General features: G+C 68.8%; 1 protein-coding gene. It reads right to left on the bottom strand.

Features of this window, described 5'->3' with window-relative positions; all coding sequences use genetic code 11:
- Positions 1-208: 208 nt before the first annotated feature.
- Positions 209-958, bottom strand: a complete 750-nt coding sequence (locus AC27IQ_RS24465; RefSeq protein WP_487091130.1) for a MipA/OmpV family protein — start codon at positions 956-958, stop codon at positions 209-211.
- Positions 959-1,473: the final 515 nt, after the last annotated feature.

A 1,473-nucleotide genomic window follows, 5' to 3' on the forward strand; every position in this document is an offset into this window, starting at 1 on the left:
CTGGCCGCTGCCCCGGCCAGCGGGTCCGGCGCCTGCTCGCCACGGCCCGCCGTGCGCGGGCTGCCGTGACCGTACACGGACATATACGCCTTGGCCAGCAGCCAGCTCCCGACCGGGGAGGCCGGCCTGATCGCATTCGCGGCGCCGCCCACGGTCGCGCCCGTCCCCACGGAAGGCACCGATGCCTGTCGTTCCGGACCGCCGCGCATCAGAAGCTCCTGGACAGGCCGAACATCACCGACCCTTCGCCGTTCGTGCCGGCCTTCAGGAGCGGGCTGTTCGTGATCTTCTTGGGCAGCACCTTGTATTGCAGCGCCGTCATGAACTGCCAGTGCTGGCCGATCGGGTGCACGTAGGTCAGGCCCAGCTTGGGGATCGTCGCCGCACCGGGCTTGTAATCGACCACGCCCCGCGCCACTTCTTCGTTCAAGGTGCCGTAGTAGTAGTTGGCCATGTCCTTGGACAGATGGCTCACGCTGATGCTGGGGGTGAGGCGCCCCCGGCCGAGCTGGAAGCCGTAGCCGTACCTGGCACTCAGCTCGAACCCTTCGCTCGCGCCCGTCACGTCGGCCTTGGCGGTCAGCTCGAACTCGCCGGCCGCGCCGCGCCAGGACGCGGCCACGCCCAGGTCCAGGCCGTTATCCCGGTCCTCCAGCAGGCTGCGGTTGATGCCGTTGCGCGCCAGTTCCTGCACGCCGAAGTCCTTGGCCGAGATGCCGTCGGTGCGTAGCGAGGCGATGGCATCCAGGCTGAAGCCCTTGCTGTGCATCAGATGCGCGCCGGCGGTCAGCCCGCGAAAGTAAAACCGTTCGCCTTCATAGCGGATCAGCGGCAACGCGGTGGTCTTGGTGCCTTCGCCGGCATAGGGGCTGTCCTTGACCATGAGCCCCAGGCCCAGGCCCCAGCGCGGGGACGAGGGCGACTCGGATTGCGATGCGGTCTGCGCCGTGGCAAGCATGGGCAGGGTGAGGAGGCAGGCCAGGACGGAGCAAGAGGTGTTCATAAGCGCCAGAAGTGCTGAAGGGTTCCAAAGATGCGCCGCGCACCGGGAACGAGAGGCCGGTACCGACCGGAATCGTTCGCCCGGGTGGGCAGCCATCGCAGCGTACGGACGGCATGTCGCAAGAATGTCGCGGCATTGCGCGGTGCCACGCGCATGCGGGCCTGGCCACGGCGGCCGGGCGCACTTCGGCGCTCAAGGGAAGGATGGACGATGCGGCACAGCGGCTCCGGTGCGCAGGCCCGCGAAGAACGGTCAGCGGTGAGCGGTCAGCAGCCAAGGCACAGCAATGGTCCGGGCCGGAATGGACCTGCGGGAAGCAGGCATCGGCGCGAAGCCCGCGCCGGTCACCCCTGGCTTTGCGACGATGGAGGAGAGCCGGTCGCCGGGACAGCTTGCGGCTCGGATTCAGGGGGTTCGGCCAGCGCTTCGGGCGATGCTTCCAGCGGCTCGACACCGTCGCGCAGCACCCC

The sequence above is a fragment of the Acidovorax sp. KPB24-07 genome, from assembly GCF_057543315.1.